Here is a 26,764-nt window from a genome sequence, read left to right on the forward strand (position 1 = left end):
TCACCGCAGCGCCCCTGCAGCGGTCCGGAGGTCGGCGACGAGCTCGTCGAACGCAGCGTGGCGGGCGTCCTCGTCGGGCATGCGGAGCAGGGCCGACGGATGGGTGGTCACGAGGAGGCGCGAGCCGTCGTCGAGTTCCTGGAGGCGTCCGCGCTCGCGTCCGATGGTCACGCTGCGGCCGAGCACGGATCGCGCAGCGGTCGCCCCGAGTGCGACGACGACCTCGGGGCGCACCACGGCGAGTTCGGCCTCGAGCCACGGGTGACACGCGACGACGTGCGCCACCGACGGCTTCTGGTGGATCCGGCGCTTCCCCCGCTGCTCGTGGTGGAAGTGCTTCACCGCGTTCGTGACGTACACGGTGCTCCGGTCGATCCCGGCGCGCTCGACCGCGCTCGCGAGCAAGCGCCCGGCCGGCCCGACGAACGGTTCCCCCGCACGGTCCTCCTGGTCGCCGGGCTGCTCCCCGACCAGCATGATCCGGGCGTCCGCACTCCCTGCGGAGAACACCACCTGGGTGCCCTCCCGATGGAGCTCACATCCGTGGCACACGGGGGCGGCCGCACGGAGCGCGGTCAGGTCGGGGTGCTCGGGCACCCACTCCTGGGCGCCGGGACGTTCGACGTCGGTCATGGTCCGAGCCTGCACCCGCCGCGCACCGTGTCGGTCAGCCGACGAGCGCGTCGACGGCGGCGGTGAACGTCGCCGACGGGCGCATGACCGCGGCGGCGGCGTCCGGGTCGGGCCGGTAGTACCCGCCGAGGTCCGACGGTCGGCCCTGCACCGCGGCGAGCTCCCCCACGATCACGGACTCCTGGTCGCGGAGGGTCGCGGCGAGGGCGGTGAACGCCTCGGCGAGGGCGGGATCGTCGGTCTGCCGCGCGAGCTCGTCCGCCCAGTACGCCGCGAGGTAGAAGTGGCTGCCCCGGGTGTCGAGCTCACCCACGACCTGTCCGGGCGATCGGTTCTCCTCGAGGAACCGGCCGGTGGCGCGGTCGAGCGTGTCCGCGAGGACCTGCGCGCGGGGCTCCTGGGCGACGGCTGCGAACTGCTCGAAGGCGACCGCGAGCGCCAGGAACTCGCCGAGGCTGTCCCAGCTCAGGAACCCCTCGGTCAGGAGCTGCTGCAGGAGCTTGGGGGCGGAGCCGCCGGCACCCGTCTCGAACAGGCCACCACCCGCGAGCAGGGGCACGACCGACAGCATCTTGGCGGAGGTGCCGACCTCGAGGATCGGGAACAGGTCCGTCAGGTAGTCGCGGAGCACGTTGCCGGTGACCGAGATCGTGTCCTCGCCGCGGCGGATGCGCTCGAGCGAGAACCGGGTGGCGTCGACCGGGGACATCACCTCGATCCGCAGCCCCTCGGTGTCGTGGTCGGCGAGGTACCGGTGGACGAGGTCGATGAGGACGCGGTCGTGCGCGCGGGTGTCGTCGAGCCAGAAGACCGCCGGGGTGCCGGTCGCTCGCGCGCGGGTGACGGCGAGACCGACCCAGTCACGGATCGCGGCGTCCTTCGTCTGGCAGGCCCGCCAGATGTCCCCGGCCCCGACCGGGTGTTCGAGCAGCGTCGCGCCCGAGCCGTCGAGGACCCGCACGACACCGTCGGCCGGGATCCGGAACGTCTTGTCGTGGGACCCGTACTCCTCGGCCGCCATCGCCATGAGCCCGACGTTCGGCACCGACCCCATGATCGCGGGGTCGAGCGCGCCGTTCGTCTTGCAGTCCTCGATGGTCGCCGCGTAGACACCCGCGTAGCTCGAGTCGGGGATCACCGCGAGGGTGTCGTGGGGCTCGCCGTCCGGACCCCACATGTGGCCCGACGCACGGATCATCGCGGGCATCGAGGCGTCGACGATGACGTCGCTCGGCACGTGCAGGTTCGTGATGCCCTTCGCGCTGTCGACCATGGCGAGCGCCGGCCCCGCGGCGAGCGCGGCGTCGAACGCGGCGCGGATCTCCGCGCCGTCCGGCAGCTGCTCGAGCCCGGCGAACAGCGCCGCCAGGCCGTCGTCGGCGCGGAGGCCCGCGGCCGCGAGCGCGTCGTCGTACCGGTCGAACACGTCGGCGAAGAACACCCGGACGACCTCGCCGAAGACGATGGGGTCCGAGACCTTCATCATGGTCGCCTTGAGGTGCACGGAGAACAGGACCCCTGCCTCCTGCGCTCGGTCCACCTGGTCGGCGAGGAACGCCCGGAGGTCCGCGACGTGCATGACCGTGGCGTCGACGACCTCGCCCGGGGTGACGCGCACGGCGTCCCGCAGGACCTGCTCGGAGCCGTCGTCCGCGGTGAACACGATGCGGAGGCTGTCGGCCGCGGGCACGACGACGCTCTGCTCGTTCGACCGGAAGTCCCCGCTGGACATCGTCGCGACCTCAGTGGCGGACTCGGGGCTCCAGGCACCCATGCTGTGCGGGTGGTTGCGGGCGTACTGCTTGACGGACGCGGGTGCCCGGCGGTCGGAGTTCCCCTGGCGCAGCACGGGGTTCACGGCACTGCCCTTGACCTTGTCGTACCGGGCGCGGACGTCGCGCTCCTCGTCGGTCGTCGGTGCGTCCGGGTACTCCGGCAGGTCGTGGCCCTGCTCGCGGAGCTCGCGGATCGCGGCCTTGAGCTGTGGGACGGACGCCGAGATGTTCGGCAGCTTGACGATGTTCGCCTCGGGGCGGTCGGCCAGGGCCCCGAGCTCGGCGAGCGCGTCGGGCACCCGCTGCTCGGCGGTGAGACGCTCCGGGAACTGGGCGAGGATGCGTCCGGCGAGGGAGATGTCGCGGGTCGTGACGTCGATGCCCGCGACCCCGGCGAACGCCTGGACGACGGGCAGCAGCGACGCCGTCGCCATCCGCGGGGACTCGTCGGTCAGCGTGTAGATGATCTGGGCCATGCCGGCGTCGACTCCCTCGTTCGTGCCCGCCCTGTCGCGGTGTCTCGACATCAAGGTACCCCCGGTCCGGCGGCCGGGAGGCACGCCACCGGTCACCGACGTCGGCGACCCGAGCGGTGCCTCCCGGCCGGGGCGTCACCCCTTGATCGCGCCCGACGACAGGCCGGCGACGTAGAACCGCTGCAGCCCGATGTACAGGGCGATGCAGGGGATCATCGCGACGACGGCACCCGCGGCGAGCGAGCCGTAGTCGACCTGTCCGTACGCCCCGGTCTGCAGGTTGAGCAGCGCGACCGGCAGCGTGTACAGCGAGTCCTTGGTCAGGAACGTCAGTGCACCGAGGAACTCGGTCCACGAGACGAGGAACGTGTACAGCGCCGCGGTCGCCGCGCCGGGCATGAGGAGCGGCCGGAGCACCGACAGGATGAGCCGGGTCCGGGAGGCGCCGTCGACGAACGCCGAGTCCTCGAGCTCGGTGGGGATCGCCTCGAACGCGTTGCGCATCACGAACACGCCGAACGGCAGGTTCACCGTGACGTAGAAGAGCACGAGCCCGAACAGCGAGTTCGTGAGCTTCATGGCGTTGAGCTCGAGGTACAGCGGGGTGAGGATCGCCTGGAACGGCACCATCATCGTCAGCAGGATGAGGCCGAACACCCACTTGGCGCCGGGGAACCGGAACCGCGCGAAGCCGTAGCCGGCGAGGGTCGCGATCACGGCCGTCAGGACCGACGCCGAGATCGCGACGACGAGCGAGTTCACGAGGCCCTGGAGCAGGTGCGACCCCGGGCCGAGGATCGTCCGGAAGTTCGCCATCTCGAGGTGGAAGAAGGTCGACCACGTCGGCGGGGCCGTGATCACCGTCTCCGGTTGGAACGCCCGGAGGATCGCCCACAGCAGGGGGACCCCGAAGACCAGGGCGGACCCGACCCCGGCGATGACGTACAGCGTGCGCTTCACCCGGGTGTCGCGGGGGTGGGCGACGCTCCCCTGGTGGTGTCGACCGCCGCGGCGTCCGGGGACGACGTCCGGGGCGATCTCGGGTGCGAGGGCGAGGCCCGCGGCTCGGCTGGTGCTCGTCGTGCTCATGTCGTCGTCTCCTCAGTCGCGCTCGCGGAGCGCCCAGAACTGGAATGCGGTCACCGCACCCGTCACGACGACGAGCGCGATGGACTCCGCGGTCGCCGCGCCGAGCTGGAGGTTCACGAACCCGCGGTCGTAGATGTAGTTGACGATCGTGGTCGTCGCGGTGCCCGGCCCGCCCTGGGTCAGGATGAAGAACTGGTTGAACGCGAGCAGCGAGCCGATCACCGAGATGATGACGCTGAGCGCGAGCGTGGACCGGATCATCGGCATGGTGATGAGCCGCTCCTGCTGCCACCAGGACGCCCCCTCGAGGGCGGCCGACTCGTAGACCTCGTCGGGGATGCCCTGCATGGCCGACATGATGAGCACCATCGTCAGCCCGGACACGGCCCAGACGACGAGCACGCAGATGAGCAACGTGGCGAGCGGCGCGTTGACGAGCCAGGCGGTCGTCCCGTCGGTGACGTGGAGCGCCTTGAGGACCAGGTTGACGGCGCCCGAGTTCGGCTGCGCCTCGAGGACGAGCATGAAGCTCAGGGTGGTCAGGCCCACGACGTACGGCAGGAAGAAGATCGTCCGGAGCACGGTGGACCCCTTGCGCCGCGCCCGGATGAGCACCGCGAGGAAGTACCCGAGCGCCAGGATCGGCACCGTCACGATCGCGGTGTACAGCAGCGTGTAGCCGATCGCGTGGACGAACGCCGGGTCCTGGAACAGGTTGGCGTAGTTCTCGAGCCCGATGAACCGGTAGGCGCCGATGAGCGGCCAGTTCGTCAACGAGATGTAGACCGCGAAGACGAGCGGGACGAGCACGAACACGCCGACGAACAGCATCGCGGGCGTGACGAGCGCGAGCCCGGCGGCCGGTGGATGGGTGAGCGAGTTCCGGGGACGGGGACTCCGTCGCTCCGTCCGCTGCGACACCGGGACCCGTCGGGTCCCTGTCAGTGACGACATCGTTGCACCTCTCTGTGCTGGTGACCGCGGCGCGGTCGGACGACCGCTGTACGGTCCTGGGTCGACCGCTCGGCGGTCACGGATGGTGTCTGCGTGCGGGGTCAGGCCTGGGCCTGGTCGAGGATCCGGTCGTACTCGGGCGCCGCGGCCCGCAGTGCCTGCTGCACCCCGGCGCCGAACACCGCGGTGCGGAACATCGTGAAGAACGGTGCCGAGGGCTGGTTCACGAGCAGGTTGTACGCCAGGGTCTGCGGCGCGTAGCCCTTGTCGAGGTTGTCGAGCGGGCGCGAGGCGAGCGGGAACTTCCGCCGGTACTCGGCGGTCGCCGCGTCCCCCCGGGTGGGGAAGTACCCGCCGGTGGGCAGGTTCTGCTGCGGCTTGAGCGAGTTGGCGTACTGCATGAACGCCCACCCGCCGTTCGGGTTCGACGCACCGTTCGGGATGCACATGTTGTCACCGCCGTCGAAGAACGCGCGGCCACCGGTCGGCCCGGGGATGAGCGCGGTCGCCATCTTCTTCTGCATGCTCTTCGTCGAGGCGTTCCAGGTGCTGCCGTAGTTCGTCGGCATGATGCCCACGGTCCCCGCGCGGAAGTCCGCACCCCAGGTCGTGCCCGCGTCCGAGAACGCGTTGCGGGACATGAGGCCGTCCTTCCACAGCTGACGGTAGAACTCGAGCGTCTGTTCGAGCCCGTCGTTCCCGGTGATGTGGCCGTGCTGCTTGCCGACCGCGCCGAGCATCATGTCGGTGCCCGTCGCCCAGATGTGCGGCTGGACGACGAAGCCGAGGATGCCCGGGGAGTTCCCGGCGATCGACCACCCGTAGACGTCGTCACCGAGTGCCCGGATCTTCTTCGCCGCGTCGAGGAGCCCGTCGAAGTCCTTCGTGCTCTCGGTCGGGTCGAGGCCGGCCCGGTCGAACAGCTCGGTGTTGAGGTACAGCATCGAGTTGTCTGCCAGGTACGGCAGGCCGTAGTACCTGCCGCCACGCTCGAGCAGGTGCAGGTGCCCGGTCGACAGCTGGTCGAAGTAGTCGAGCCCCTTGACCGCCGAGGTGAGGTCGGCGAACGCGTCGCGGAAGATGAACAGCATCGAGTTGATGTCGTCCACGTCGACCACGTCCGGCGGCTCGCCACCACGGATGGCGGTGGCGAGCTTCGTGACGTACTGCGCGTCGGGGACGGGCGTCAGGTCGACGTGGAGGTCCGGGTGGTCACGGTTGAAGTCGGCGACCGTGGCCGTGAGCCCGGCCTGGGTGGCGGCACGGCACCACACCTGCACGGTGCCGGTCGCCTTGCCGCCGAAGCCGGCGTCCGAGGAGCTGATCGCGGGGAGTGATCCGGAGCACCCGGCGAGCGCGAACGCCGCGCCGCCGAGCACCGACCCCGCCAGGAACGTCCTGCGGTCCATGGGTCACCGGGCCTGGGGGAGCCAGACGCGCATCGCGTCGACGCCGCGGTTGGCCCAGGCGTAGTACGGGATCGCGGTGATGGTGACGGCTTGGAGGGCCGGGGCCGGCTCCGCCACGGCGGTCGCGCCTCCACCGATCCGCCGGTACGGCCACGCGGCTTCGGCGTGCTCGGCCGGGGCCTGCCCCTGCAGGTGCAGGACGGTGATGCCGTCGAGGAGGTCGGCGCGGTACTCGGCGTCGATCGCGGCATCCACGTCGACGAGCACGTCGTCCACGCGGAACCCGTCCTGGTCGGCCTGCTCGACCGCGAACACGAGCGGACCGCGCTCGATCGCGACCTGCCCGCGGCTCGCGTCGATGCGGGCGTCGGCCTCGTAGAGGTGCACGGACATGTCGAACGTGACCGTGACCTCGTCGCCGACCGCGAACTCCCGGGTGACGCGGACCGGCTGACCGGCCTGCACGCCCTCGACCGCTTCGCCGCCGACCGTGACCGTCGTCGCGTCGGACCAGTCCGGCACGCGCAGATCGAGGGACCACTCGCCCGTGCTCTCGGTCACCGTGACGGTCACCGTGCCGTCCCACGGGGAGGTGGTCTCGACGTGGACGGCACCGCGCTCCCCCGCGTAGTCGCCCGTGGCGTACTGGTGCAGCTGGAGGCCCTCACCGCTCTGGGTGGCGACGTAGCCGTCCAGGCTCGCGAACGTCCGCATGATGTTCGGCGGGCAGCACGCGCAGTCGAACCAGCCGCGGCGGCCGTGCGCCGGGGACCGGTTCTCGTCCTGGTGTGCCCGGTCGCGGAGCTGGAGCGGGTTGACGTAGAAGTACTCGGTCCCGGCGAGCGAGACCCCGGCGATGAACGCGTTGTACAGGAGGCGCTCGATGGCGTCCGCGTACACGGGCTTGCCGGTCGCGAGCAGCAGCCGCCACGCCCACTGGACACCGCCGATGGCCGCGCAGGTCTCGGAGTACCCGCGGTCGGTGGGGAGCTCGTACGGGTCGCCGAACGCCTCCATGTCCCAGCGGGACCCGAGGCCGCCCGTGATGTACGCCTTCGTCGCCATCATCGAGGCGAACTGCCGCTCGCTCGCCTCGATGAGCTCGGTGTCACCGGTCTCGATCGCGACGTCGACGGCACCCGACGCCAGGTACACGGCGCGGACCGCGTGGCCCTCGACCGTCTCGGCCTCGCGCACCGGCACCCGGTCCGAGAAGTACGTCGGCTCCTTGCCGTAGCGCTCGATGAGGCCGTGGCCGCGGGCGTCGACGAAGTAGTGGGCCAGGTCGAGGTACTCGCGGCGGCCCGTCTCGCGGTAGAGCTCGACGAGGCCCATCTCGACGACCGGGTGGCCGTCGACGTCGTGGCGCTTGTCCTCGCCGAACGTGCGGACGAGGTGGTCGGCGAGCTTGATCGCGACGTCGAGCAGGGCGGTGTCACCGGTCGCCCGCGACTGCGCCACGGCGGCTTGGAACAGGTGGCCCGCGCAGTACATCTCGTGGCTCCACGGGAGGTCGTGGTAGCGACCCTGGTCGTGGTACCGGACCTGCTGGACCGAGTCGATGTAGCCGTCCTCCGCCTGTGCGCGGGCGACCAGGTCGGTCACCTGCCGCTGGAGCTCGAGGAGGTCGTCGGCGGGCTGCCGGCCGTACTCCCAGGCGACGGCCTCGAGCCACTTGTAGACGTCGGAGTCCATGAAGATCGGTCCGACGGCCTCGCCCTCCTCGACGCCAGCGGCGATGCGGAGGTTGCGGAAGTTCCCGGCGGTCTCGAGCTGCTCGTACCCGGAGCGGATCGCGTCGCGTCCGTTGCGGTCCTGGCGGAGGGCCCAGAAGCCCCCGGTGATCCGCGCCGCGTCGGGCGCGAGGGGGCGGAGCGCGACCCGGGCGTCCCCGGAGGGGCGGACGGGTTCGGCGGTCCGCGGCTGGCCGGCGGTGCCGACGGCGGACGGTGCGGTTGCGGTCATGGTGCGTGACTCCCCGATGTGGAGGGACAGGCGACGCCGACGTGGAGGGCGACGCTGCCCCGGGCAACTTCCCGGTGTCACCGCGGCGATCGTGCCTCGGCAAAACCAGAAAACGGTTTCTGCGGTCACAGTAGGACCGTTGTGCCGCGCTGCGCAAGCCTGTTTCCGTCGGGGTTCTATGATGACGAGGATCCGGTCGGGGCCGAGCGCTCCGACCGACCGGGGACCGGACGACCCCGGCGTGCGGACGGAGAGGACGACGCCGTGACGAGCGAGACGACCAGCCGCGCGAGCGGAGCCGGCACCGTGCGCATCACCGACGTGGCCGCGCTGGCCGGGGTGTCGATCGGGACGGCCTCGAAGGCGCTCAACGACACCGGTCAGCTCCGACAGGAGACCCGCGAGCGCGTGCGAGCCGCCGCCGCGAAACTCGGGTTCGTCGTCGACGCCCGCGGCCGTGCCCTGTCGTCGGGCCGGAGTTACACGGTCGGCATGATCACGACGGACTCGTTCGGCCGCTTCAGCATCCCGGTGATGCTCGGCGCCGAGGACGTCCTGAGCGCCGGGCAGATGGCCGTGCTCATGTGCGACACCCGGGACGACATCGTCCGCGAGAACCACTACGTGCGGTCCCTGTCGTCCCGCCGCGTCGATGGTGTCATCGTCACCGGCCGGAGCGCCGAGGCCAGACCCCCGATCCGCGTCGACATGCCCGTCGTCTACGCGTTCACGCCCTCGACCAGTCCGGACGACGTCTCGATCACCCTCGACGACGCCGCGGGTGCGGCACTGCTCGCGGACCACCTCGTCGCGATCGGCCGCCGTCGCGTCGCCTACGTCACCGGCCCGCAGCACCACTCGGCGGCCCACCGACGCGCGGAGTCCGCACAGGCCCGGCTCGGGGACCGCCTCGTCGGGCAACCGCTCTACGGCGAGTGGTCCGAGCGCTGGGGCCGTCAGGCCGTCGACCTGCTCGTGCACGGTGGCGCCGACCTCGACGCGATCGCCTGCGGGAGCGACCAGATCGCCCGCGGCGTGTGCGACCGGCTCCGGGAACTCGGACGCTCGGTGCCGCACGACGTCGCGGTGACCGGCTTCGACGACTGGGACGTCATGGCCCTCGCGAGCCGCCCGCCCCTGACGACCGTCAACCTGCGGCTCGAGGAGCTCGGTCGGCAGGCCGGCCGCGCGCTCCTCGCGCTCATCGACGGCGACACACCGGAGCGGCGGCTCGCCGTGCAGCCGACCCTGGTGATCCGCGAGTCGACCGTCGGCGGCTGACCCCGTCGCTGCGGGCGATGACGAAGGTGAACCGGAGGCGGCAGGAGGCGCACCGCTCGTGGTCGCGTGCCCCCGGGCGGGCCGCGGTGCCGGTGGGATGACCGGGCCGACGCCCGGCGCCACCGGAGGAACCATGCAGATCATCGCCCTCATGACCGTCAAGGACGAGGTCGACATCGTCGGCGACGTCCTCCGCGCCGCAGCCACGTGGGCCGACGCGATCCACGTCATGGACAACGGCAGCACGGACGGCACCTGGGAGGCCGTGCTCGCCCTGGCGGACGAGCTCGAGCCCGTCGTCGTGTGGGGGCGGTTCCTCGGCACCTACCGTGACTGGCTCCGGCAGTGGCTCTACACCGAGGCCGTGGCGCGCGCCGAGCCGGGCGACTGGTGGTGCCGGCTCGACGCCGACGAGTTCTACGTCGACGACCCGCGGACGTTCCTCCGTGCCGTCGAGCCCACCGCCGACCACGTGATGAGCGCGTCGTTCCAGCACTACCTGACCGAGGACGACCACGCGCGGCTCCTCCGCGACGGCGATGCCCGGGCGTCCTGGCGGGACGTCCGGTGGTTCACGTGCAACCACTCCGAGGTGCGGTTCGTCCGGCACACCCCCATCACGACCTGGCCCGCCGGGTCGGAGTGGCCGCTCGACCTCCGACGACCGGCACGCGCGCGGATCCGCCTGCACCACTACCAGTACCGGTCGCTGCACCAGGCCGGGCACCGGGCGATGGTCCGCTCGACGGGCGTGGACCCGGCGGTCTTCGGGCACGAAGGAGAGGACGACGACGCCTGGTACCGGACCCGGGGCCTGACGCCGCCGGCGCGGACCGACCTGCGCGCCGCCCACGTGGTCCCCGTCGCGCAGCTGACCCTGTCGGAGGCGTTGCCCCCACACGCCCGCCGGGCGCCTCGCGTGCGCGGTGGGCTCCGACGCCGGACCCTCCGCCTGCTGCTCCGCGGCTGGCTGTGGGCGTCTCGACCGGTCCTCCGACGGATCGCCGCCGTGTGAGCGTCGTCAGGAGCCGTCCGGCACGAGCCGCGCCGCCACGACGACGTTGCGGGTCGCGGCGCTCCCGTCCGGGCTCGGCAGGCACGTGACGACGAGCAACCGCCCGGGCTCGTCGCTCCACAGTGCATCGGCGGCGAGTCCCGACTTCCGCACCGTGCGCGAGGCCTCCACCCGGTACCGGTGGTCGCCCACACGGACCTCGTCACCGGCGCGCACGCGCACGGTGCCGTCCTGGCGGACGATCGCGTTGCCCGGCGCGCGACCCCCGCCACCGAGCGCGTGCATGACGAGCACGACCGTCCCTCGTTCGGCGTCCTCGACGGGCCTCCCCCGGTCCCGCACCCAGTAGGCGGACCGGAAGCCGGGAGGCACGACCACGCCGTCCACCGCGCTCACGGCGCCGACGGGCACGTCGAGGCCGACCGCGGGGACCCGGAGCCGCACGCCGATCGAGGCCTCGGCCGACGCGGCCGGGAGCGGCGAGGCCCCGGGATCCGCGCGGACCGGCCGTCCGTCGAGGTCCCGCCCGCTGACCGGCCCGGTCGAGGCCGGATCCGAGGCCGAGCTCGATGCGGACGGACCGGCGGCACCCGCGCCGGGTGACCCGAAGAGGGCCGCGAGGCACCCACCGGCCACGATGACGGATGCCGTCGGCAGGACGACGCGGAGGGGCAGGATCGTCCGCGGTCGAGGCGGGACCGGCGGTGGCGGCGGCGCGTCCGTGCCGGCGGTCATCCGCGGCGTCGAACGGCCGAGGTGGCGATGGTCACCGCGACGAGGACGGCAGCGAGACCCATGGCACCCGCCGCCGTGCCAGCCGTGCTCACCCGGTCAGGTCCGGGCTGACCCGCGACCGCGCCGCCCGTCTCGATGCGCGTGGCCGGCAGGGGTCGGAGGTCCGTGCCCTGGCCGGTGCTGGCACCCGACCCGCCGTCGCCGTCACCACCGCCGGAGCCCGTGGTCGTCCCGGTCCACCACGTCCGGTCGGAGGCGGTCGGCGCGGGCACCCCGACGAGTGGCGTCCGGTCGGTCCGGGCGGGCGTCCCGGTGGCCGACACCCCGCTCGCCGTCGTCCCCGCGGCGGCCCGGACGGTGCCGGTGCAGGCCACCGACGCCCCGGGTTCGAGCACGGGGACGGTGGCCAGCCCACCCGCGCATCCCAGCCCCTGCCGGCCGACGTGTTCGTCCGTGACCCGGACGTCCGTCAGCACCGTGTTCCCGGTGTTCCGCACGACGGTCTCGCGCCGGAGTCGCTGCCCTTCGGGCACCCGCGGACCCGGGGCCGCGTCGACGTCCCGCCCCTCGGTGCGTGTCGTGACGTCGACCGCCGGCCGAGCCCCGTCCACCGGGAGCTGCATGCCCCAGAACAGCCCCGAGTTCGGGGTCGTGCCGGGCTCCGCACCCGTCGCCGTGACCGTCAGGTGGTCCACCGGGGTCGTCGTGCGGAACGTCTGCGTCACGCCGGTGTGCCATGTCGGGCAGGTCGCCGTGACGTCGTACCGGCCGGCCGCGGTGTCCTCGGTGACCGCCGCCGGACCGCCCGCACCGGTGTCGGCCTCGTAGCGGAGCCACCGCCCCGTCGGCCCGGCGAACCGCACGGACTCGCGGTCAGCGCTCCCGCAGATGTCGACGTCGTGGACGAACAGCACCGTGCCGGTCGGCAGGGCGCCGCCGCGCAGCGACGAGAAGTCGAGCGTCCAGGTCCAGGTGCCCGGGTTCGCGGCGCTGACCCAGAGGTCCGAGTGGACCGTCCCGGTCGGCGGCTGTTCCTCGCCGCCGTCGAACACGCCGCCGGACGCCGGGGTGTGGACCGCGCTCCACCCGTCGGGAGCGCCGTCGGTCGTCATCGTGAACCGTCCGGTCGCCGCGCTCGGCAGCACCGCACGACGGTCCGCGGCGGGCTCCCGGAACGCGAACTGGGACACGGAGTGGCCCGACGGCATCGCACTGGTCGGTCGGTCGGGGACCGCGGCGCCGTCCTGCGTGAGCAGCCGCGCGCCGACCACGCCGTCGGCGGTCAGCACGGGCGGCGGGTCGTCGATCCCGACCGCGGGCGTCAGCGGCACGGGTGCCGCGGCGGCGACGTCCGGCACCGCGATCGCGGCCACCGCGCCCACGAGCAGCGCGGCGCCGACCGCGCTGCGTCGGCGTCCCCGGGGCCGTCGTCGTACCGTCCGGTGTCGTCGCTGTGCCTGGCGCCCCATCTGCCCTCCACGTCGTGGTGCCGGGACCACGTGCGCGCTCCCGGACCGGGGGCTCACCGCCCCGAGCGCCGGAACGGTACCGCGGCGCAGCGCGGGCGATCGCATTCCCGGGATGTCGTACTCCGCCGCCGACGCGGGATCCGGAATCAGGCCTCCACACCGGTGGCGCCGCCCGCGTGCTCGCCCACCACCCGGCCGTCCCGGAGTTCCACGACCCGGTCCGCCTGGGCCATGATGAGCGGGTCGTGCGTCGACACGACGACCGCGACGTCGCGCTCGTGGGCGAGCGTCACGAGCAGCCGCATCACCTGGTCGGCCGTGACGCTGTCGAGCTGACCGGTCGGCTCGTCCGCGAACAGGACCCGGTGCGGCGTCACGATCGCGCGGGCGATCGCGACGCGCTGCTGCTGTCCACCGGACAGCTCCGTCGGGCGCTGGTGCCCGTGACGGCTGAGACCGACGGCCTCGAGGGTCGCGGCGACCCGTGCGGTGCGCTCCGCGACGGGCGTGCGGTCGATCCGGAGCGGGATCTCGACGTTCTCGGCGGCCGAGAGCGTCGGCAGCAGCCCGAAGTCCTGGAACACGAACGCGACGTCCCGTCGCCGCACCTCGACGAGCTCGTCCTCGGTCGCCGTGGTGAGCTCGCGCCCGGCGACCGTGACGGTCCCCGACGTCGGGCGGTCGAGACCGCCGAGGAGCCGGAGGAGCGTCGACTTGCCCGCCCCCGACCGCCCGCGCAGGACGACGAGTTCGCCGGGCGCCACGTCGAGCGAGACGTCCTCGCAGCCCCGCACGCGCTGCCGGCCGTCGCGGTACAGGCGGGTGAGACCCCGAGCGCGGACGACCGGGGTCTCGGTCCGCGTCGCCGCCGCGCGGCGCCCGCTCGTCGTGTCCGTCATGCGCGGGTCCCCTCGTCCGTCATGTCGTCGGGGCCCTCGGCGCGGTAAACGCCCACGTGGTCGGGGCGCAGGAGCACCCGGACGCGGTCGCGGAGGCCCAGCGTCTCGACGTACTCCTGCGGCAGCTGCAGGCGCCCCACCGCGTCGACCACCGTGTACTCCTGCGCACCGGACGCGCCCGCCGCCCCGATGAGCCGGTCGCCGCGCAGGACCTCGGTCGCGGTCCTCCCGTCGCGGATGCGCACGGTGCGCTCGACGTGGTCCGCCACCGCCGGGTCGTGCGTCACGATGAGCGTCGTCGTGCCGAGCTCCCGGTTCACCGTGCGGATCGTCTCGAGCACGTCGGCGCTCGTGGCCTCGTCGAGCTCGCCCGTCGGCTCGTCGGCGAGCAGCACGGCGGGTGCGTTCGCCAGTCCGACCGCGATCGCCGCGCGCTGCCGCTGTCCGCCCGAGACCTCGGCCGGCAGCCGCTCCGTCAGGTCACCGATGCCGAGCAGCTCGAGCAGCTCGGCCGCGCGGCGCTCGCGCTGCCGGGACCCACCGAGCTGCATCGCGAGGAACACGTTCTCGCGGACCGTGAGGTACGGCACGAGGTTCCGCTCGGTCTGCTGCCACACGAACCCGACGACACGACGCCGGTAGTGCAGGTGGTCCCGGGCGCGCATCGTCGTGAGGTCCGTGCCGGCGACCGTGACGCTGCCGGCGGTCGGTCGGTCGTGCCCGGACAGGATCCCGAGCAGGGTCGACTTGCCCGACCCCGAGGCACCGACGAGTGCGACGAGCTCCCCGCTCGCGACGTCGAGGTCGAGGCCCTGCAGCGCCTGCACCTCCACGCCCTCGGTCGTGTACACGCGGACCAGGTCGCGGCATCGAATCGTCATGTGTCGTCCCTTCCGTCGGTGACCCCGGACCGCCGTCGGTCGACGACGACCGCGGCGAGCGTGGCGAGGACCGCCGCGAGTGCGAGCAGCCCGACCGTCGCGGTGGTGGCGAGCGGGTCCACCGTGAGGACCGCCACGGCGTGGTCGGCAGTCCGCGGCACGATCGCGGGCACCACGGCCACCACGGCGGCGAGCCCGAGGACGACCCCGGCGGCGAGCCCGAGCAACACCCGGGGGCCGAGCTCCCAGAGCGTCACGGCCGTGCGCTGGCGTCCGGTGAGCCCGAGCGTGCGGAGCATGGCCCCGCGGCGCTGCCGCACGGGGGCCGCGCTCACGACCGTCAGGGCGATCGCGGCCGCCGTCATCGCCGCGGACAGCACGAGGCCGGCGACCACGACCACCACGAGTCCACCGACGAGCGGATGCGTGTCGACGCCGCGCGTGCGGCCGTCGACCGGGAGGTCCACCGCGGCCGCACTCGTCACGACCACCCCGGCGGTCACCGCGATGCTCGTCGCCCCGACGATCGTCGCGAGGACCCAGCCGGCGGTCGGGCCGCTCCGGACGTCCTCGGCCGTCCCGACGAAGGCGGCGGCACCGCGTCGTCGGACCAACCCGACCACCAGTCGTGCCAACTGCGGGCGGACGCGGAGCAGCAGCACGACGAGCGCGGCCGCCAGCAGCAGGGGCGTGACCGTGACGAACGCGTCCACCGGCCGCGCGCCTCCCGTCGGTGCCGCCGCGCGCTGTGCGACGACCGCGGTCGCCCCGACGGCCATGGCGACCACGAGCGCCTCGGCGACCCACCGGAACCGGGGCAGGAGCGGTCGACGCCGACGCTGCCCGAGGACCTCGGCGAGCGCCACGACCGCGGCGAGCGCCGGCGGGGCGGCCGCAGCGGCGAGCGCGGCGGGCGTCCAGTCCCACCCGCCGACGGGGATCGTGAGGACCGCGGCGAGCGCGCCGAGCGCGGCACCGGGGACGCTCGCGACCGCGAGGTCCCGGGCCGCACCACCGGCCAGGGCGCCGGCACCCGCCCCGCGGTCGCGGAGGAGTGCCCGCACCGCCCGCCGTCGCGCCAGCAGCCCGCTGACGGCGAGGAGCAGGGTGACCCCGGCGACGCCGAGCGGACCGGTCGCGCTCAGGGCGAGCACCGCGGCCGAGGCGGCGGCCCGCTCCTCGTGCAGGGCGAGGAGCTGCGGCAGGAACGTGCCGAGGAGGAGTGAGCGTTGGTCGCCGCTCGTCGCGTCGACGGGCGTGGGGTCGGCGAGCATGCGGGTCAGCGCCTGGCGCACGACCGGCGTCGAGGCCTCGTCGAGGCGGTCGACGTGCAACCCGAACCACACCTGGACGGTCGTGCCGCCGATCGCCGACGCGATGGCCGGCCAGGTCGTCGCGTCGACGAACACCGACCCGTGGAGGACCGGGGTGCCGTCCGGCAGGAACATGGTCGACGGAGTGCGGCGGTTCGGGTCCTGGGACCACAGGCCGCTGCCGGGATGCCGGGGCACGAACACGCCGACGAGCCGGACGGGGTACCGGTCGCCGCCGACGTCGACGAGGTCCTGCCGCCGGCCGACGCGCCAGTGCATGGCCCGGACGGTGGCGCGGGACGCGACGACCTGCAGGACGGTCCCGTCGCCGATGCCCGTCTGCACGTGCGGCCAGTGACCGGCGACGAGGCGCCCGGCGGCCTGCAACTCGGGGGACGTCTGGATCCGGTACGCCGTCAGCTCGTGCACGCCGCCGCGGGGGCCGGTCGCGGCGAAGCCGTTCGGGGTCGGTCGCCCGGGCGGCGCGACGCCGGCCGCGGAGGCCGCGACGTGCCCCCGGTCGAGCACCCGTCGCACGGCGCGCGGGGCGTCCGTGCGCACGCGCTGCAGCAGGCTCGGCACGCTAGTCCATGTCTGCGCGAAGGACGCCGTCTGGGCGTCGAGCTGTGCGAGCGCCGACAGGGGGTCGGGCTGCACGGCGCCGGAGAGGTCGCGGTAGGCCGGACTCGCGCTGTCGACCGTGTGCACGAGGTCCGCGTCGAGCAGGGCGGTCGTCAGGCGCGGCGCGGCGGCCCCGGCGGCGGTGACGACCGTCACGAGCACCGCGACCGCGACGAGTGCGGCCCACTGACCGATCAGGCCCCGGAGCACCAGGTGCCGCCGCGACGGCTGTGCCAGCTGCCCGTGCGGACGACCGATCGCGCGAGGGCCGCTCATCCCCGGCCTCCCGACCGACGGGCACCGCGGGTGACGGCGACGCCGTGCCCGAGCACGACGAGGGCCCCGACGACGAGCACGACGCCGACCGTCAGCGCGATCGGTCCCGGCGCGACCGCGACCGCGACCGGCAGCGCGGGCGGCGCACCCGGCACGCTCGTGCGGGCACTCCCGGCCACCACGAGCGCGGCGGTCAGCGCGCCCGCGAGCACGCCCGCGACGAGTCCGTGCACGACGACCACGGCGGGCGCCGCCGCGCGCACGGCCCCCTGCGTCCCGGCTCGGACGCCGACGGCACGGAGGGCGATCGTCTCGCCGACGCGGTCCCGGGCGGACACGGCGACGGCCGCGACCAGGGTGAGGAGCGCGAACGCGAGCCCTCCGGCCGCCCCGAGCAGGAGCACGTCGGTGTCGAGCGCGAGGAACCGGCGCTGCACGTCGCTCGCGGGGGTGGTGAGCGTGACGTGGCCGTCGAACGCGCGGCGGAGGGTGTCGCGCTGTCCGGCGTCGGCGGCCCAGACCTCCTGGACGCGCTGCGGTTGCCGGGCCTGGGCGAGCATGCCCTGGTCGAGCGCGTCGAGGTCGGCGAGCACGGCCGGACCGCCGTCGGTGCCGGGCACGACGGGGACCGTGCCGACGACGCGGGCGTCGAGCCCGGCCCAGGGCCCCGTGATCTGCATCGCGCTGCCGACGTGGAGCCCGACCGCGCGGGCGAGCCGCGCGGTGACGACGACGGGCACCCGTCGTCCGGCCGACGGCATGAGGCGGATGCCGTCACCGCCGGCGACGCTGCTCGACAGGTCGCGGGCCGTGACGGCGATCCGGCCGGGGTCGGTCGTGCGCGCGAGGACGCCCTGGCCGAACGCCGCCGGGGCCGTGGTCCACGACCGCGCGGGCAACGGCACGACTCGTGGTCCGACCCGCAGCGTCCCGATCGCGATCCGGGCGTCCTGCACGTCGGCGGTCGGGCGGGCGACGAGGTCGACCGCGACGAGGTGCCACGGGCCGCCCGTCGGCAGGGACCCCGCGGCGGTCGAGGTCGACCTCGTGCCGACCCGCAGGACCCCGCCGTGCAGGGACACCGGGGCGAGGTCGCCCTGGGCGTCCGCGACCCAGGCGGTGACGGCGATCGGGACGGCGCGGTCGGCCGCTGTGACGGGCGTGCTCACGGGGACGCCGAACTCGCCCGTGGTCGTCGCGAGGGGCCCGAGCGCCGCCGACGTCGACACCAGCCGGAGGGTGACCCGCCCCCGCCCGAGCGCGACGCCGGCCGGGGTGCTCCGGAGCGCCGTCGCTGCGCCCGGGGCGTCGAAGGCCGTGCGGGCGACCGGGAGGAGCCGGGGCAACGCCGGGGCCGCCACGCCGATCACGGCCGCGGAGCCGGTCGGGGTGCCGCCCGTGAACCGCAGCACCGGGACGGTCCCGCGTCGGAGCGCCGCCGTGGTGCGCAGCGGTGCCGGCACGAGATCGCCGGGGTCGTCGAGGGCGACACCGCCGCCGACGGTGGCCCGGAGCGCGCCGCCCTGCGCGATGCGGGTCGAGGCCGTCAGGAACGCCGCCGACGTGCCTCCGACGCCCGCCGCGAGCACCCCGGTCGCGACGGCGAGTACGAGGAGCGTCGCCGCCGGCGTGTGCACGCGGAGGTCCCGCGCGGCGAGTCGCCCGGCGAGCACCACGCCGAGGTCGCGCCGACGTGCGGCCAGGTGCGCGGCGAGCGTGAGGAGCCCCCCGAGCGCGAGCGCGGCGACGGCGGCGAGTGCCGTGACCGCGGCCGCGGGAGCGACCACCGCGATCGGGTCGACGCCGTCCGCGTGATCGGCGACGGTCCGGAACCGCCAGACGGCGACCGCGGCCACCGCGACGAGGAGCACGAGCGCCGGGACCGTGACGACGAGCGGCGTCCGCACGATCGGCCGGGAGGTCGTGCCCACCAGCGCACTCGCCGTCGCCGCACCGACGGCGAGCGCGACCACGCCGAGCACCGGGACGAGGACCTCGGCGACGGCGGCCGGCGGCCCGTACCGGGCGGCGAGGAGCGCCTGGCCCGCGGCGGCGCCGACGAGGGCGGCGGGCACGGCGACGGCGAGCGCCTCGAGTGCCGCGAGCCGGACGAGCAGGCCGGGGGTGCCGCCGCGGGCACGGACGAGCCGGTCCTCGTCGACGCGGGCCGCGACGAGGAGCCGCGCGAGCATCGTGAGGGCGACGCCGCCGGCCACGGCGAGCACGGTGACCGGCACGGGCACGGCCTCGTGCAGGGCGACCACGGCGTCGGCGGTGGTCGTCGTGGTCCGGGCGGCGCTGCCGTGCGTCGTGGTCCCGCCCGCGGCGGCGAACCGGCGGGCCGCGGCGTCGGGCAGGGTGGCGAACCCCTCGGCGAGGGCCCGGAGGTCGCCGGCACGGACGGCGTCGACGCGCGGCCGGACGGTCCAGGACGAGTGTCGGCCGGAGGCGTGGTGCTCGACCTCGACCGGTGCGACGCCGAAGGTCCGGCGCACGAGCGCCCGGAACGCGGCGTCCTGACGGACCGGGTCGCCGTCGACCGCGATGGTCACGGACGCGAGCCGGTCCGGGGTCGCGCGCAGGGCCTCCCGCGCGACGGTGGTGGGGGCGCGTACCGCGAGCCCGACCGCGAGCGTGGCGAGGAGTGCGAGGACGGCGACGGTCAGCGCGGTGACCCCGAGCACGGAACGACGGCGGACGGCTCGGCGCCACCAGGGCCGGAGCGCGCTCGGTTCCCCCACCGGTCTCCCCTCGTGCCGGTGTCTCCCGGCGTTCCGGTCAACCTAGCGGCACCGACGGACGCACGACCACCTCGTCGTCCAGTCATACGTGGGATCACTGACCACGGCGTACGCTGCGTGGGGTGTTCCTCCTCCTCGGCTCCCGCACCACCCAGGCCGTCCTCAACCTCGTGGCGTTCGTGTGCGGGTACTGCGGCGTCCACGCCCAGCAGCGGGTGGTCAAGCGCTCGACGAAGCTGACGCTGTTCTTCGTGCCGCTGTTCCCGATCTCGACCTCGTACGTCAACGAGTGCACGAACTGCGGTGCCGTGACGCGGATCACGGCGGCCCAGGCGCGGCACTCCCTCACGTGGAGCGCGGAGCAGGCGCGCAGCGTCCGCTGACCGGCGCTGGGGCCGGGGCCGGAGGCGCGGGAGGCAGCGCGCCAACGACAACTGCGCGGTCGTTGACGCGCGCACTTCGTCGTCCACGCGCGCACTCCCGCACGCCGCCCTCAGTCCGCCAGCACGCGCGCCGTCCGCCGGTGCCACACGAGCGGCTCGGCCTCGTCGTCCGCGGCCACGGCGAGCACGCGGAGCACCACCAGGTCGTGGTCACCCGTCCGCAGCACGTCGGCGACGACGCACTCGAGCCACACGGGCGCGCCGTCGAGCAGGAGTGCTCCGGTCGTGGTGATCGTGAAGGGCAGGTCCCGTAACCGGATCGAGCGGTCACGGGACGCCAGTTGCCGCGTCCGCTCCACGTGCCCCGTCCCGAGCACCGAGATCCCCAGCACAGGAGCGTCGAGCAGGTCGGGCCACGTCGTCGAGGTGTGCTGGACCGCGAACGACACCATCGGCGGCTCGTACGACACCCCGACGCTGAACGACGACACGACCATCACGACGGGGAGCTCGCCCGCGACGGCGCCGATCGCCGCGACCCCGCTCGGGTGTTCCGCGAACGCGTCGCGGACGGCCTCGGGGCTGACCCCCGGACCGACGACCGGGCGCATCACCGGGTGACCTCCGTCCCGGGCAGGACGGTCCGGTCGGAGGCCGGCGTGCCGGACCGGTGCCGGGCCTCCCGTTCGTCGTCCCGCATCGCCGCGACCAGTGCGTCGACGTCGGGGAAGGCGCGCTGCTGGCGGAGCAGCTGCTCGACGACGAGGTCGACCCGCTCGCCGTACAGGTCGCCGTCGAAGTCCAGCACGTGCGCCTCGACCGTGTGGTCGCGGCCTTGGAACGTCTCGTTGCCGCCCACGGACACGAGCGCTGGTCGCGGGATCGCCCACGACGCGGCACGGAACCGGCCGAGGTACACGCCGTCGGGTGGCAGGGCGTCGGGGTCGTCGAGCGCGAGGTTCGCCGTCGGGTAGCCGAGCACGCGGCCGGTCGCCACACCGTGCACGACGACGCCCGTCAGCGGCGGCGGACCCCCGGCGGCGTCCGGCACCCACTGGCCCCCGGGAGCGTCCGGCACCTGCGGGGCCCCGGGAGCGTCCGGCACCTGCGGGGCCCCGGCGGCGTCCGGCACCCGCGCGGCCCCGGCGGCGTCCTCGGGCCCCCGTCCCTCCTCGGCGGGGGCCACCGGCAGCCGCGACGCCGCGACCACCGCGCCCACCGCCACGACGGCGAGCACCCCGAGCGCCGCAGCGGCACCACCGGCACCGGCGAGCACGACGGCGGTCACCGCGCTCCCGAGCACCGCACCGAGCTGCTTGACGCCGTTGAACGCACCGGAGGCCGCACCGAGCGATCCCGGTGCCACGCCCGTGACGGCGGCGAGCGAGAACGGTGCCCAGACGAACGCGTTCGCGACGCCGAACAACGCGAACGCCGCGGCGAGCGCCACGGGTCCGGCGTCGACCTCCACGAGCACGGCCGTCGCGGTGAGGGCGACGACCAGGCAGGCCGCGCCCACGACCGCCCCGGTCCGTGCTCCCGCCCGGTTGGTGACCCTGGCGGCCACGGGTGCGGCGGCGAGCGCGGCGACGCCCATCGGCACGAGGGTCAGGGCCGCGGACACGACGTCGAGCCCGCGGTCGTCCTGCAGGTGGAGCATGAGCGGGATCGGCGCCGACCCCACGCACCACGACGCGGCGGCGGCGCCCGAGGCCCCGGCGCGGAACGAGTGCGAACGGAACAGCGCCCCGGGCAGCAGCGCGGCCGCCTGGTCGTGACGCTGGAGCCGCAGGACGACCCCGACGAGCACGACTCCGGCGACGACGAGCGCCCACCGCGGGAGGCCCGCCACCGACCCGGCGCCGTTCCCCGTCCCCTGCACCCCGAGCACGAACGCCAGCACCCCGAGCGCGACGCCGCCCATCGCCCACGCGGGCACCCGGGCGTGCGACCGCGGCGACCGCGGGACCCACCGGAGCACGGCGGCGCCCGCCAGGACCCCGACCGGCACGTTGACCCAGAACACGGCGGGCCATCCCCAGGCCGCGACGAGGAACCCGCCGACGAGCGGGCCGGCGACCGTGGCCGCGCCGCCGCCGGCGCTCCAGACGGTGAGTGCGACGGCGAGCCGCGGTGGCCGGAACAGCGCGCGGATGGCGGGCAGGCACTGGGGCGTCATGAGCGCTGCCCCGACGCCCTGCACCACCCGCCAGGCGACGAGCAGGCCGATCGCGGGCGCGAGCGCGGCGAACACGGATCCGACGACGAAGGCCCCGAGCCCGACGAGGTACACCCGGCGGCCGCCGAACCGGTCGGCGAGCCGCCCTGCCACCACGAGGGGCACCGCGAACGCGAGCAGGTAGCCGCTGTTCACCCAGAGCGCGGCCGTCGCGTCGACGCGCAGGTCGTCGACGAGCGCCGGCAACGCCACCGACGTGACGGTGCTGTCGAGCATGAGCACGAAGAACCCGGTGCACAGGCCGGCGAGCGCGAGCCACGGACGGGAGGCCCGACCCCCGCCCGCCCCGACCGGCGCCGTCGCCACCGCGGTCACCTCACACCGCCAGGTTCTCGCGGAGCGTGCGACCGGGATAGCGGGGGGCGAGCGCGCCGCGGGCCCGGAGCTCGGGCACGAGCAGCTCGCTCAGCTCGGCGAACCCCGACGGCATGCCGAGCGGGGTCGAGAGCATGTAGCCCCCGCGGGCTCCGGTCGTGGCGTGGTTCTCCTCGAGGGCGTCGGCGACCTCGGCCGGATCCCCGAGCAGCGTGTGGTCGAGTCCGGTCGCCGAGGCCCATCCGTGGTCGAAGAACTCGTCGCGGGTCATCGTGTGGTCCGCCCCGTGCTCCGAGACGAGGGTGCCGACGAGTCCGCCGGGACTGGCCTGCGCCGCGACGATGGCGTCCTGGAGTTCCCCCAGCCGGAACGTGGTCGGCAGGGTCGAGAAGTCGTACCCGGCGTTGTGCGACAGGAACGCGCCGACGGCCTCGTGGTCCCAGGCGCGCAGGACCTCGTCCCGTCGCGTGGCCGCCTCGCGCCGGGTGCGGCCGACGATCACCTGTGTCGCCCACAGGATCCCGACCGAGGCGGGGTCCCGGCCCTCGGTGCGCAGGGCGTCGTCGAGCATCGCGCGGTGCCGGCGCTGCCCCGCGACCCCGCCGCCGAAGCCGAACACGAGGTCCGCGAACGAGGCCGACGCCGCGATGCCCCGCGGGGAGTTGCCGGCCTGCACGACCACGGGGTGGACCTGCGGGCTGGGCACGCTCGCGAGCGGCCCGCGGACCCGGAAGAACCGGCCTTCGTGGTCGATCGGGTGCACTCCGGCGGGGTCGGCGAAGCGTCCCGTCGTCCGGTCGCGCACGATCGCGTCGGGCGAGACGGAGTCCCAGAGCGCACGGCACACCGCGATGAACTCCTCCATCCGCTCGTACCGGAGGTCGTGGTCCATGAGCTCCGCGGACCCGTAGTTCTCGGCGTCGGCACCGCGGGTCGAGGCCACGACGTTGAACGCGATCCGGCCGTTCGTGACGTGGTCGAGCGAGTTGAGCAGGCGCGCGACGGTGAACGGGTGCATGAACGTCGACGAGTACGTCAGCCCGAAGCCGATGTGCTCGGTCGCGGTCGACATCGCGGCGATGACCGGCGCCATGTCGTGCCGCGGCCACTGGATGCCCCACTCGACCGCGGCGTCCATGCTGCCCCGCCAGGTGTTCGGGATGCCCGAGCCGTCCCCGAAGAACAGCATGCCCACACCGGCGCGTTCCGCGGTCCGGGCGAGTTCGGCGTACATCCGGACGTCGGGGAACTCCTGCCCGATCCAGCTGCCGGCACGGGCCCAGCGTCCCTCGGTGTGGGCGAACGACAGGTCGTAGGCGATGTGGATGCCGCTCACGCCACGGCCTCGTCCCAGACGGCGGTCACGGTGTCGACGTCGGTGACGACGGCCACGTTGAGGCCGAGTTGCACCAGCGCGGCCGCGTGCACGGCGTCGTCGTAGGCGGCGGTCGCGTCCGCGGGCACGACCACGGGCCAGTCGAGCTGGAACGCGTCCTGCGCGGTCGCGGCGACGCAGCACTCGCTCGTCAGGCCGACGACGGTGAGCCAGTCGATCCCGGCGGAGCGGAGCCGCGCCTCCAGGTCGGTGCCGAGGAACCCGCTGTACCCGCGTTTGACGACGCGGTCCTCGCCGGGCGCGGGCGCCATCCGGTACCAGGCGGCCCCCTCGGACCCGATGACGCACGGCTCGTCGAGCCCCATCGGGCCGTCGTAGTCGCCGCCGCGGAGCCAGGTGCTCGCCCGCCAGGGGCGTTCCGGATCGCTGCCGAGCTCGACCCAGACGACGGGCACGCCGACGGCGCGGGCCCGGTCCACGAGCGCCCCGATCCGCGTGACCGTCGCGTCGATCGCGGCGAGGGTCTGCGGCGTGCAGCCGTACGCGCCGATGCGGTCCGGGTCGCCGAAGTCGCGCTGGACGTCGACGACGACGAGGGCCGGTCGCTGCCCCGGTGCCCGGAGGCGGTCGAGGGGCCCGGAGCGCGCCGGGGCGTCGGTGGCGGCCATCAGACGAGGGCCCCGTCGTGCGCACGGAGTGCCGGGAGGACCGTCTCGCCGAACAGCACCATGTCCTGGTCGTACTCGGGGAAGATCAGCATGAGGCCGTCGAGTTCGCCCTGCTCGACGACGTACTCGATGTGCTCCGTGACGGTCGCCGCCGAGCCCGCGACGTACGGCGTCTGGAACGCCGCCTCGCCGACGGCACCGTCCGCCCACGCGCGCGCCTGGTCGGCGGGGATGCCCCAGGACGCCTGCATCCGCGCGAGTGCCTCGCGGTCGAGGCCGGCGCCCCAGGCCCGCACCTTCTGCTCGGCGAGCGCGTCGGTCTCGTCCTGCACGACCGTGAGCATCGAGTAGGTCCGGCACGTCCGGCCCTCGGCGGCGGCGCGATCGTGCACGTCCCGCGACAGGTCGCGCATCTCGTCGAGGTCGTCGGCCGACAGGAACGCGCCGTCGGCGTACTTCGCCTGGAACGCCCGCGCGTCGGCCGAGCGGCCCGCGCTGATGATCCGGGGCCGCGTCACGGGGTGCGGACGCGAGCTGCAGTCGTCGAGGTCGAACCACGGCGTGTGCATCGTCACGGCGTCCTCGGACCACAGCCGGGTGACGGCCTCGGTCCACGCCTCGGTCATCCGGTACCGGTCGGCGTGGCTCAGCGACGGGTCCCACTCGCCGAACTGCACGAACTCGTCCGCGTAGGCGCCGTTGACGATGTTCATGCCCACCCGACCGCCCGAGACGTCCTGGAGCGTGGCGTACATCTTCGCCGCGACGGCCGGGTTGTGGACGTTCGCGTGCATGGTCGCCCAGATCCCGACGCGGCTCGTGGCCTCGGCGATCGCGGCCATCATCGTCATGGACTCGAGCGAGCGACCCCAGTGGTCGGTGGTGCCGCCGAAGCCGCGCCACTTCGCCATGGACATGACGAAGTCGAGTCCGATGTCCTCGGCGTGCACCGCGGCGCGCTTGTTCCACGCGTAGGTCGCCTCGGGGTGGGGAGCGGTGGTGGAGAGCATCCAGCCACCGTTCCCGATGGGCAGGAAGATCCCGTACTCTTTCGCGGGCATCGCTGCGACCGCCTTCCGTTCGTGCTGTGGTGCGTGGTGGGTGCTGATCGGTTCGTGGTGGGTGCTGATCGGTGCGCGGCGACCGGCTACGGTGCCGGCCAGACCAGCTTGCCGCCCTGGTAGATGGCGTCGACGTACCGGTCGTCGAACCAGCCCTTCGCGTCCGAGGCCGTGACCGACCCGGGGACGATGTCGTACTGGTGGAGCATCGCGACGAGCTTGGTGACGTTGGCCGGGTCGATCCCGCCGAGGGGCTGTCCGGGGGTCGGGTTGTCCGCGATGGTCTTCACCTCGGTCTTCCAGATCTTGGCGTTCTGGGCCTTGTCGTACGTCGCGCCGGACAGGTCGGCGGCGTACCCGACGCACTGCGTGACGTGGGCGTCGCTCGACGAGCAGTACTGGTACGCGTGGATCGCGGCGCGGAGGACGTCCTCGACCGCGGTCGGGTGCGCCTTCGCGAACGCGGGGTTCACGGCCATGGCGCCGATCGACGACGGGATGCCGTACTTGACGGGCTGCCACACCGTCACCGGGTCGCCCGCTGCCCGGAGCAGGTTCGGCTCGTTCGAGATGAAGCCGGTGAGGGCCTCCAGACCGCCCTGCTTGCGGGGCAGCACGGTCGGGTCGTAGCCCTCCTTCACCTGCTGCAGGGACTTCCAGTCCACGCCGGCCTTGATCATCATCGCCTCGACGGCCGCGGGGACGAAGCCCTTGTTGCCGACGACCTTGCCGTCGAGCTGCGTGAGCTTCGTGATGTCCTTGTTCGTCATGAGGATGTCGAGTCCGGCGTTCGAGTACGACGAGACACCGGTGATGTCGATGCCGTTCGCCCGCGCCTGGATGAGGTCCTGCTCGGCGATCGCGGAGATGCTCGCCTGACCGCTCGCGAGCAGCTTCGTGTTCTGGGCGGTGTCGCCGCTGCCGGGCTTGAGGCGCACGTCGAGGCACAGGTCCTTGAAGTACCCGAGCTTGCTCGCGGCGATGTACTCGAGGATCGATGCCGAGGACTGGTACTGGTAGCCGGACAGGTAGGTGATCGGGCCGGCGGCCTTGTTCTCGGCACAGCGCTTCGACGAGATCGCCGAGGTCGAGGACGACGTGGTGTCGGCGGCGCTGCTCGTGCTGCATCCGGCGAGCCCGAGGCTCAACGCGGTGGCGGCGAGTGCGGCGAGACCGGCGACGAGGCGGCGGTGCTGCATGGGTCACTCCTTGCGTGGGTGGGGTGGGGTG

At 74.0% G+C, this 26,764-nt stretch carries 21 protein-coding genes; 3 read left to right on the forward strand and 18 right to left on the reverse strand.

The window, feature by feature from the left end; genetic code table 11:
* The 6 genes from DEI82_RS14475 to DEI82_RS14500 all read right to left on the reverse strand — a co-directional run bounded on the left by DEI82_RS14475 (position 1) and on the right by DEI82_RS14500 (position 8,301).
* A complete protein-coding gene (locus tag DEI82_RS14475; protein ID WP_111037395.1) occupies positions 1-633 on the reverse strand; it encodes a UdgX family uracil-DNA binding protein in 633 nt (210 codons plus the stop codon).
* A 34-nt stretch (positions 634-667) separates the two neighbouring features.
* Complete coding sequence (locus DEI82_RS14480; RefSeq protein WP_111037396.1) at positions 668-2,884, reverse strand: NADP-dependent isocitrate dehydrogenase; 2,217 nt, start codon at positions 2,882-2,884, stop codon at positions 668-670.
* Between the two features lie 135 nt (positions 2,885-3,019).
* Entirely contained in the window at positions 3,020-3,973 is a 954-nt protein-coding gene (locus DEI82_RS14485; RefSeq protein WP_111011489.1) for a carbohydrate ABC transporter permease, read from the reverse strand.
* A 12-nt stretch (positions 3,974-3,985) separates the two neighbouring features.
* Positions 3,986-4,927 carry a carbohydrate ABC transporter permease gene (locus DEI82_RS14490; RefSeq protein WP_111037397.1) on the reverse strand — a complete coding sequence of 314 codons (942 nt, stop codon included), beginning with the start codon at positions 4,925-4,927 and terminating at the stop codon, positions 3,986-3,988.
* 101 nt (positions 4,928-5,028) lie between these two features.
* Complete coding sequence (locus DEI82_RS14495) at positions 5,029-6,336, reverse strand: sugar ABC transporter substrate-binding protein (RefSeq protein WP_111011487.1); 1,308 nt, start codon at positions 6,334-6,336, stop codon at positions 5,029-5,031.
* A 3-nt stretch (positions 6,337-6,339) separates the two neighbouring features.
* Positions 6,340-8,301, reverse strand: a complete 1,962-nt coding sequence (locus DEI82_RS14500) for a glycoside hydrolase family 127 protein (RefSeq protein WP_111037398.1) — start codon at positions 8,299-8,301, stop codon at positions 6,340-6,342.
* 264 nt (positions 8,302-8,565) lie between these two features.
* Here DEI82_RS14500 and DEI82_RS14505 point away from each other — a divergent pair, with 264 nt between their 5' ends.
* Positions 8,566-9,582, forward strand: a complete 1,017-nt coding sequence (locus DEI82_RS14505) for a LacI family DNA-binding transcriptional regulator (protein WP_258368775.1) — start codon at positions 8,566-8,568, stop codon at positions 9,580-9,582.
* A gap of 133 nt (positions 9,583-9,715) precedes the next feature.
* Entirely contained in the window at positions 9,716-10,597 is an 882-nt protein-coding gene (locus DEI82_RS14510) for a glycosyltransferase family 2 protein (protein WP_181435237.1), read from the forward strand.
* A gap of 6 nt (positions 10,598-10,603) precedes the next feature.
* Here the strand turns inward: DEI82_RS14510 and DEI82_RS14515 are convergent, their stop codons facing one another.
* The 6 genes from DEI82_RS14515 to DEI82_RS14540 form a co-directional block, all read right to left on the reverse strand.
* Positions 10,604-11,332, reverse strand: coding sequence for a class F sortase (locus DEI82_RS14515; protein WP_258372081.1), 729 nt, complete (start codon positions 11,330-11,332; stop codon positions 10,604-10,606).
* Positions 11,329-12,801: a hypothetical protein gene (locus tag DEI82_RS14520; RefSeq protein ID WP_111037400.1), complete on the reverse strand. Its 1,473-nt coding sequence runs from the start codon at positions 12,799-12,801 to the stop codon at positions 11,329-11,331. The genes DEI82_RS14515 and DEI82_RS14520 overlap by 4 nt, the downstream gene beginning before the upstream one ends.
* A 146-nt stretch (positions 12,802-12,947) precedes the next feature.
* Complete coding sequence (locus DEI82_RS14525; RefSeq protein ID WP_111037401.1) at positions 12,948-13,700, reverse strand: ABC transporter ATP-binding protein; 753 nt, start codon at positions 13,698-13,700, stop codon at positions 12,948-12,950.
* Positions 13,697-14,581 (reverse strand): ABC transporter ATP-binding protein, encoded by an 885-nt coding sequence (locus tag DEI82_RS14530; protein ID WP_111037402.1) that lies wholly within the window; start codon positions 14,579-14,581, stop codon positions 13,697-13,699. Before DEI82_RS14530 ends, DEI82_RS14525 begins: the two co-directional genes overlap by 4 nt.
* The gene (locus DEI82_RS14535; RefSeq protein ID WP_111037403.1) at positions 14,578-16,791 is read right to left on the reverse strand and encodes an FtsX-like permease family protein; all 2,214 of its coding nucleotides are present in this window, start codon (positions 16,789-16,791) and stop codon (positions 14,578-14,580) included. The genes DEI82_RS14530 and DEI82_RS14535 overlap by 4 nt, the downstream gene beginning before the upstream one ends.
* On the reverse strand, positions 16,788-19,532 hold the full coding sequence (locus DEI82_RS14540) for a hypothetical protein (RefSeq protein WP_111037404.1): 2,745 nt from the start codon (positions 19,530-19,532) through the stop codon (positions 16,788-16,790). The genes DEI82_RS14535 and DEI82_RS14540 overlap by 4 nt, the downstream gene beginning before the upstream one ends.
* 122 nt (positions 19,533-19,654) lie before the next feature.
* On the opposite strand from DEI82_RS14540, the gene DEI82_RS14545 reads away from it, so the two are divergent.
* Positions 19,655-19,915, forward strand: a complete 261-nt coding sequence (locus tag DEI82_RS14545; protein ID WP_111011482.1) for a zinc-ribbon domain-containing protein — start codon at positions 19,655-19,657, stop codon at positions 19,913-19,915.
* A 110-nt stretch (positions 19,916-20,025) separates the two neighbouring features.
* Here the strand turns inward: DEI82_RS14545 and DEI82_RS14550 are convergent, their stop codons facing one another.
* The 6 genes from DEI82_RS14550 to DEI82_RS14575 form a co-directional block, all read right to left on the reverse strand.
* Complete coding sequence (locus tag DEI82_RS14550; protein WP_111037405.1) at positions 20,026-20,526, reverse strand: flavin reductase family protein; 501 nt, start codon at positions 20,524-20,526, stop codon at positions 20,026-20,028.
* A complete protein-coding gene (locus DEI82_RS14555) occupies positions 20,526-22,460 on the reverse strand; it encodes an MDR family MFS transporter (protein WP_146242936.1) in 1,935 nt (644 codons plus the stop codon). Before DEI82_RS14555 ends, DEI82_RS14550 begins: the two co-directional genes overlap by 1 nt.
* Positions 22,461-22,470: 10 nt before the next feature.
* A complete protein-coding gene (locus DEI82_RS14560) occupies positions 22,471-23,805 on the reverse strand; it encodes an NtaA/DmoA family FMN-dependent monooxygenase (protein ID WP_111037407.1) in 1,335 nt (444 codons plus the stop codon).
* Entirely contained in the window at positions 23,802-24,473 is a 672-nt protein-coding gene (locus DEI82_RS14565; RefSeq protein WP_111037408.1) for a cysteine hydrolase family protein, read from the reverse strand. The genes DEI82_RS14560 and DEI82_RS14565 overlap by 4 nt, the downstream gene beginning before the upstream one ends.
* The gene (locus tag DEI82_RS14570; RefSeq protein ID WP_111037409.1) at positions 24,473-25,534 is read right to left on the reverse strand and encodes an LLM class flavin-dependent oxidoreductase; all 1,062 of its coding nucleotides are present in this window, start codon (positions 25,532-25,534) and stop codon (positions 24,473-24,475) included. The genes DEI82_RS14565 and DEI82_RS14570 overlap by 1 nt, the downstream gene beginning before the upstream one ends.
* An 86-nt stretch (positions 25,535-25,620) precedes the next feature.
* Positions 25,621-26,733: an ABC transporter substrate-binding protein gene (locus tag DEI82_RS14575; RefSeq protein WP_111037410.1), complete on the reverse strand. Its 1,113-nt coding sequence runs from the start codon at positions 26,731-26,733 to the stop codon at positions 25,621-25,623.
* Between the last annotated feature and the right edge of the window lie 31 nt (positions 26,734-26,764).

It is taken from the genome of Curtobacterium sp. MCBD17_019 (assembly GCF_003234555.1).
Classification (GTDB): Bacteria; Actinomycetota; Actinomycetes; order Actinomycetales; family Microbacteriaceae; genus Curtobacterium.

What these genes read in the sequence shown, in the direction of transcription:
- DEI82_RS14475 (WP_111037395.1), bottom strand. Translation starts at nt 633, where the DNA reads ATGACCGACGTCGAACGTCCCGGCGCCCAGGAGTGGGTGCCCGAGCAC.
- DEI82_RS14480 (WP_111037396.1), bottom strand. Translation starts at nt 2,884, where the DNA reads ATGGCCCAGATCATCTACACGCTGACCGACGAGTCCCCGCGGATGGCG.
- DEI82_RS14485 (WP_111011489.1), bottom strand. Translation starts at nt 3,973, where the DNA reads ATGAGCACGACGAGCACCAGCCGAGCCGCGGGCCTCGCCCTCGCACCC.
- DEI82_RS14490 (WP_111037397.1), bottom strand. Translation starts at nt 4,927, where the DNA reads ATGTCGTCACTGACAGGGACCCGACGGGTCCCGGTGTCGCAGCGGACG.
- DEI82_RS14495 (WP_111011487.1), bottom strand. Translation starts at nt 6,336, where the DNA reads ATGGACCGCAGGACGTTCCTGGCGGGGTCGGTGCTCGGCGGCGCGGCG.
- DEI82_RS14500 (WP_111037398.1), bottom strand. Translation starts at nt 8,301, where the DNA reads ATGACCGCAACCGCACCGTCCGCCGTCGGCACCGCCGGCCAGCCGCGG.
- DEI82_RS14510 (WP_181435237.1), top strand. Translation starts at nt 9,716, where the DNA reads ATGCAGATCATCGCCCTCATGACCGTCAAGGACGAGGTCGACATCGTC.
- DEI82_RS14515 (WP_258372081.1), bottom strand. Translation starts at nt 11,332, where the DNA reads ATGACCGCCGGCACGGACGCGCCGCCGCCACCGCCGGTCCCGCCTCGA.
- DEI82_RS14520 (WP_111037400.1), bottom strand. Translation starts at nt 12,801, where the DNA reads ATGGGGCGCCAGGCACAGCGACGACACCGGACGGTACGACGACGGCCC.
- DEI82_RS14525 (WP_111037401.1), bottom strand. Translation starts at nt 13,700, where the DNA reads ATGACGGACACGACGAGCGGGCGCCGCGCGGCGGCGACGCGGACCGAG.
- DEI82_RS14530 (WP_111037402.1), bottom strand. Translation starts at nt 14,581, where the DNA reads ATGACGATTCGATGCCGCGACCTGGTCCGCGTGTACACGACCGAGGGC.
- DEI82_RS14535 (WP_111037403.1), bottom strand. Translation starts at nt 16,791, where the DNA reads ATGAGCGGCCCTCGCGCGATCGGTCGTCCGCACGGGCAGCTGGCACAG.
- DEI82_RS14550 (WP_111037405.1), bottom strand. Translation starts at nt 20,526, where the DNA reads ATGCGCCCGGTCGTCGGTCCGGGGGTCAGCCCCGAGGCCGTCCGCGAC.
- DEI82_RS14565 (WP_111037408.1), bottom strand. Translation starts at nt 24,473, where the DNA reads ATGGCCGCCACCGACGCCCCGGCGCGCTCCGGGCCCCTCGACCGCCTC.
- DEI82_RS14570 (WP_111037409.1), bottom strand. Translation starts at nt 25,534, where the DNA reads ATGCCCGCGAAAGAGTACGGGATCTTCCTGCCCATCGGGAACGGTGGC.
- DEI82_RS14575 (WP_111037410.1), bottom strand. Translation starts at nt 26,733, where the DNA reads ATGCAGCACCGCCGCCTCGTCGCCGGTCTCGCCGCACTCGCCGCCACC.